Source organism: Moorena sp. SIO3B2 (genome assembly GCF_010692525.1).
Taxonomy (GTDB): Bacteria; Cyanobacteriota; Cyanobacteriia; order Cyanobacteriales; family Coleofasciculaceae; genus Moorena; species Moorena producens.
This window is the reverse complement of the sequence record NZ_JAAHHE010000343.1, coordinates 1-6,298: the sequence shown is the minus strand read 5'-3', so window position 1 is coordinate 6,298 and position 6,298 is coordinate 1. Positions and strand designations below refer to the sequence as shown.

Genomic DNA, 6,298 nt, shown 5'->3' with positions numbered 1-6,298 from the left:
TGTCTAACCCACTCTTACAAGAGTGGGTTAATTGTAACTAATCAATCTAGGACTTACAGAGCTGCCAGCTAGAATCACTCGATAGTTCCAGAACTTGCTGATGGTACTTCAGCAGACTCTCTCGGTGACCAACACTGATAAACGTGGTTTCGGTTTGCTGTAGTTGCTGATAGAGATGCCGCTCGTTTTGCTGATCCAATGCACTGGTTGCTTCATCCAAGAAGGCATAGCGAGGTTGATTGAGCAAGAGTCTGGCAAAGGCTAGACGCTGTTGTTCTCCTAGGGACAGAACACTGCTCCAATCTAATTGGACCTCCAAACTGCCCACCTTGGCCAGCAGCTCAGAAAGGTTAACCCGGTGCAGCACGGACTCCAATTCCTCCAAGGAACTGTCGCGGCTGGCATTTGGGTAAAGCAGCTGTTCTCGCAAGGATCCTGGAATCATGTAAGGACGTTGAGGCAAAAATAAGATGTCTTCCACGGCAGGTCGCATGATGCAGCCTGTTCCTGTGTTCCACAACCCAGCGATCGCTCTTAGCAAAGAACTCTTGCCACAGCCACTCGCCCCCATAATTAGTGTCCCCTCACCCGGTTCCACTGACAACGAGAGATCTTTGATCAAGGTCTGTTGGCTGTTAGGAGTTTGCAAGGTAATCTCTTTGAGGGCAAAGCAGTTGTCCTCTACTGTCTTAATAATCTTAGCAGCATTCTGTTGTGCCGTCGGCGCTTCCAAAACCTCCGCCAGGCTAGCTAAGCGATTAACCACCGCAGCAAGAGCACTAAGGGTATCAAACCGACGTACAATCACTGCCAGTGCCCCCGAAAGCTGAAAGCACAATATACTTGCTTGAGTAACTGTCCCTAACTCAACTTGACCACTAAAATACAATGATCCTACAGTCAAGTAAGGTATGATAAAGATAGAATTTTGATACGCTATGGTTAAGAATTCTATATTCCGCTCCCAGCCGATAATCAGATTTAGATTCTGCATCAGTTGAATAAATCGCTGCTTCACTAAACTCAATTCTTGATTTTCTCCACGAGAGAAGGCGATTGATTCAGCATTGTCGCGGATGCGAACCAAACTGTACCGGAAGTTGGCTTCGTATTCGAGTTTTTCTCCGTTAAGATCAACTAACCATTTACTCAAAAAAATCACGCTGACGTTGACGAACAGGGAATAGACTACCATAGCAGTCAACAGCAGTTTAGAAATCGTCCAAAGAACGATTCCGTAAGCAATTAGATTAACAACTTGATTTAGTATAGCAACCCAAAAATCCAAGATGGTTTGAGTAAAGGATTCAACTTCTTTGGAGATGCGCTGGTCTGGGTTATCGATATCCAGATTAGTCTTGAGTTCGTAATAGGCTCTATTGTATAGATACTGATCGAGAAAATATTTGGTTAACCATTGTTGCCAGTCGAGACAAAGTCTCTTTTTGATGTAGTTGGAAAAAACCATTAAGGGCACAATGGCCAATAGGGAACTGCTGTAGAGTAAGAGCAGGGTCAGGTAGTTTGACGCCTGGTGTCGAGCCATGACGGTGATCAAGTCCCGATTCAAGTAGCTGCTTAAGACATTCACCCCAGTACTTGATAGCAGTAACAACACTATCACTATTGACATCAACCATGGTTGCCAATTATCTTGTAACTGTTGCCTGTAGTAGGCAAAAGCAGCAATCGTAGCTAGCAAAAGTAAACCAATGAAATAGATAGCTGGCGACTTATTGATCATGGCAACAGAGTCCACTAAACCGGGAGCAACACTATTAATTATTTCTGGAAAATAGTGCTGTCCTCCTAAGCTAATGAGGCTGACAATAGTAAAAGAAATTATTAAAAGGAATACTATTAGCAACAGCAATAGCCCTAGAAAAGTTCCTCTTTGATCCGATACTGGTATCCAGTAAGGCTGGACAAGCCCTAACAATCTTTGCCCAAACTTACCGTCAAATCTGTGGTTTTCACTCATATATCTAGAAATTCCCAGTTGTCAAAGCGGTGCAAGTGTCAATAATCATTCTGCTTATTTATTAAGCACAGGTGCAATCGGTGTATAGCCTGTAGGGTTTCACCCCCAATTTCTGATGTTTACAGGATTTACGCGCCCCCGTTGGTCCCCCTCGGGGGACTTTGACATCATTACCCCCCAGAATTGGGGGGCTAGGGCGTGTCTTCAAACTCGGAGATCCCCCTAAATCCCCCTTAAAAAAGGGGGAATTTGAGTATGGCTCCCCCCTTTTTCAAGGGGGGCTGGGGGGGATCATAATCTTGCGGAAAACTTTGAAAACACGCCCTAGGGGGGCGAAATCAACTTAACCGCGTAAGTCCTGGTTTATTTTGCTTATCTGCTTACCAAGTCACCATACAGCTATAGCATTTCTATTTGATTTGTGAACAGAATCCCTTAAGGAAAGGCAAGAGGAATCCCCCCTAACCCCCAGCCCTTAAGGGGGGCGGGCAAGAGGCAAGAGTTTATTAAGTATATAGGGATGTTTGTCAATAAAAAACTGTATTTTTTGTTACATAAAAACTAAACTATATATGCATTTTAAAAGACTTCAGATAAAAGTTAAGAAATGTCAAAAAGTGAACCATAGGATGAAAATTATGTATACACTAATAAATGTCTGCTAAACGAGCAGATGGTAAATCTTACTGCCCATCAGGGGCACGAAGGAGCAATATAATGTCAACGGCTACCCTAGAAAAGGTACTGCACCAGGCATCTATTGACGCTGAGTTCCGTAGCGAAGTTCAAAATAACCCAGAAGCTTTTGGACTCTCAGCTACCACTTCCCTGCCTGAATCTGTCGAGAAGCAGGATCATGCTTTCATCGAGTTGTTAAATGCTTCCTTAGGGGAGTTTGATATCGCTGCTACTTGTGAATCCACCTGCAGCTTCGGTATTGTAACCCTCATTTGTGATGGAACAACCAAGACTTGATGGAACGACCAATTAGGTTGTTACCGTTTCTAATCCAATAGGCTAGGTACCTGTCTGGGAGCTGGCATGACATCGGATTTTTTAAGATTAGATGTGATGCCAGCCCCCGTTGTTAACTGTTTATTAGTCGGGGTTATGGTTGACGATTCTGTGCTGGAGGAACTGGCTTGCCGAGCTAGTAATTTGGCTGAGCGAACTCTCATTGTTGAACGACTGGCTAAAGGCCAGGGGAAAGCTAGGTGTAGCAACCAGCTTGAACCGTTGGATAGCTGGAACATCAAAAAACTGACTGGCAAGTTGGCTGTGCAGGTGCTTAAGGATTCCTATGAGCAAGAAGGAAAAGTCAGTCAATCGATTATTGAAGACCTACGAAAACTATTAACGGACTATAAATTATACGAACGAAACTGGGGGGAATTGTCGGCAGCAGACCGATTGGAGTTCGTTAAACCTCACCGTCAGTGGCTAGAAACCTACCGCGCTGCGATCGCGACCTTGGATTTACCAAAAGGGGATTTTTTAGGGAGTTCCTGGTACGAACCCGATATCTACCACGGGAAATTGGCGATAGCCTGCGAACCCTTTCTACGGCTGTTGCACCAGAGATTGCAACCTTTATGTGATCAGCTGAAGGTGATCTCAAAGCAAGTCGTCAGTGACCTTCAACTTCACCTGCTCAATCGCTTTGAGCTGGCCTTAACCTGGACGGTTGAAGCCAATATTAATGTCTATTGTCTTCAGAATAAGATCGCCAAATCAGCCGATGATCCAGAGGCTTATATTGCCTACCTGGAACAGACTTTTCAAGACGGTTGGAGTTATCACCGCTTTTATTTTCAGTTTCCTGTACTAGCACGTTGGTTGGCTCAGGGAACTGGTTTCTTGTGTGATTTTGGTGAGGAAGTGATTCAGCGTTTGGCTAGGGATCGCGAGCAAATTAGTGGGACGTTCTTCTCCGGGAAACCCATAAACCAAGTCAAATCCTTTAAGTTAGGCAAGTCGGATTACCATGCTGGCGGCAAGAGCGTAGTGATCGTGGAACTGGAGCTGATTAACTCTGAGCCAGCAACAATTGTTTATAAGCCTCGCTGTATTCAATCTGAAGCAGGGATGCAAGGGCTGCTAGAAACCTTGACTAGGGATAAGGTGGTTGACTTTGGCAGCTATGGAGTGCTCTGTCAAGATGGCTATGGTTATGCAGAGTTTATTGCTTCTGGTAAAAACCATGTCCAAAGTCAAGCTTCTGCTGAGGGATTTTATCAGCAACTCGGGGGATTTCTGAGCATTTTCTACATCCTAGGGGGATGCGATCTGCATGTTGAAAACGTCCTAGTTGCTGATGGAAATGGGTTTATTTGCGACTGCGAAACGGTTTTGGAAGTGTTGCCCCTTGGCATAGACAAATTGCCCGGTACAGTCCTAGATTCAGTTTTCAAGACGGGTTTGCTCGAATGGCCAGACCCGGGGGATAAAAATCAAATGAAATTGAGCGGGTCTAGGGGCGGCGACTCCTACGAAGTACCCCATCAAGTTCCTAAAGTGAACGAGGGCCGGATGTCATTAGGCCTGGGTGTTGAATATCAATCGGGAATTCGGGTCGAACTCGAAGCAACCAATCGCATCTATTACCAAGGTCAGCTCGTACAGCCACAGGAGTACAAAGATGCCATTGTTGAGGGATTTAACCGAGTTTATAACTGGTTTCGAGAAAACCCCACGAAAGCCGCAACGTCCCTCCAAGACTTATTTTCTCCCTCATTAGTGCGCTTCATTAATTGGGGAACCCAAGCCTACGGCAAGTTGCTCCTTGCCGCTCGCCATCCCAAATGTCTTGCCGAACCCCTAGAAGTGGATTTGCTGTTCAACACCTTAAAAGAGCATCGACGAAAGTGGGACAATCAAGGGAAACTGGCTGAGCTAGAACTAGCATCCCTGTGGCAATTGGATATCCCCATCTTCTCAGCTAAGGCAACTGGGGCTCTAGATTTAATCCACAATTACCAACAATTCCTGCCAGATGCGATCGCGATTTCCCCATTGGACAATGCACTCAAACGCATTGAAAAATTATCTGAGGAGAACCGAATCCGGCAGAACCAGTACATTTACAGTAGCCTATCCACAGACGAACTCAATAGTCCCTACTTTATCGCTTCAGCGGTTAATTACGCCCAGCAAATTGGTTGGCAGTTGTGGGAATTGCTCGAACCCGATCCGAGTAAGGCTCCATGGCCAACCTGCGACTATACAGCTACTGGAAAACGTGTGGTAGATATCGGGCCAGATATTTACGCGGGTTCAGCGGGGATTTGCCTATTTTTGGCTTATCTCGATGCCCTTCACCCCCAGCCAGAATTTCGTCAAGCAGCAGAGCGAGCCTTCAAGCACGCTATGGAGCACCCTAGTTCACCATTCGTTGGGGCGTATCAGGGCACAGCTGGATTGATTTACCTGTTAACCCACCTGGCTCAGCTATGGGACAGACCAGAACTGCTGGAGCGGGCAGTAAAGTTGACTCACGAACTGATACCACGGATTCCTCAGGACAAATACTTTGACCTTTTGCTGGGAGTCACGGGGGTGATTCCTGTCATGCTGGGGTTGGCAAACACCACTTCTGGCCAAGGGAGAGATATTGCCATAGATTGTGCCGTGCAGTCTGCTCAACATTTGCTCAAAGGGGCAACTCGCCAGGGGGACACCCTAAGTTGGCAGGGTGGGCGACCGGATCTAAACCAGCAGAATCCGACCGGTTTTTCCCATGGTTCGAGTGGTCCAGGGTGGGCACTAATTTTGCTGGGGTGTAATCTTGACAAGCAAGAGTACATTCAGGCTGGTCGTCAATGCTTTGCCTATGAAGCGACTCACTTCGATCGGGAGCAGAACGATTGGTATGACCTGCGCAAATCGGTCATGGTAGCTGACAGAAACGAACCCCATTTTGCCAATGCTTGGTGCAATGGGTCGGCGGGAATTGGTTTGAGCCGTATTGCCAGTTGGGCAGCTTTAGGGAAAAATGACGAAGATATTCTGCGGGAAGCTCACGCAGCTCTCAATGCCACTTTGCGGAATTTTGACCAGCTCGGTAATGATTCCCTATGTCATGGCAGATCCGGTAATGCTGAGCTATTGCTGCGGTTTTCTCAACTGAGGGACACACCTTATTTGCAGATGGAGGCTAACGTCCAAGCTCAGGCCCAGTGGCGTCGGTTTGAGAAAGCTCGCACGTGGCTCTGTGGTTCTACAACTAAGGATCTCTTTCTCGATCTGATGCTTGGGATCGCTGGAATCGGAATGCACTTTTTGCGGCTAGCCTATCCGGAGCGAGTCCCTTCCCCTCTG

Annotated in this window: 3 protein-coding genes; 2 read left to right on the top strand and 1 reads right to left on the bottom strand. The window is 46.6% G+C overall.

Going from position 1 to position 6,298, the window contains the following annotated elements; genetic code table 11:
• Positions 1–46: 46 nt before the first annotated feature.
• Positions 47–1,981: an ABC transporter ATP-binding protein/permease gene (locus tag F6K38_RS33105; RefSeq protein WP_287359351.1), complete on the bottom strand. Its 1,935-nt coding sequence runs from the start codon at positions 1,979–1,981 to the stop codon at positions 47–49.
• 717 nt (positions 1,982–2,698) lie between these two features.
• Between F6K38_RS33105 and F6K38_RS33100 the strand changes: the two genes are divergently transcribed.
• Both F6K38_RS33100 and F6K38_RS33095 read left to right on the top strand, forming a co-directional pair.
• Positions 2,699–2,956: a cinnamycin family lantibiotic gene (locus F6K38_RS33100; RefSeq protein ID WP_287359348.1), complete on the top strand. Its 258-nt coding sequence runs from the start codon at positions 2,699–2,701 to the stop codon at positions 2,954–2,956.
• A gap of 66 nt (positions 2,957–3,022) precedes the next feature.
• Positions 3,023–6,298, top strand: a 3,276-nt coding sequence (locus F6K38_RS33095; protein WP_287359345.1) for a type 2 lanthipeptide synthetase LanM family protein, incomplete at its 3' end; no start/stop codon positions are given.

Excerpts from the sequence above, each read along its gene's own strand:
- F6K38_RS33105 (WP_287359351.1), bottom strand. The coding sequence starts at position 1,981 with ATGAGTGAAAACCACAGATTTGACGGTAAGTTTGGGCAAAGATTGTTA.
- F6K38_RS33100 (WP_287359348.1), top strand. The coding sequence starts at position 2,699 with ATGTCAACGGCTACCCTAGAAAAGGTACTGCACCAGGCATCTATTGAC.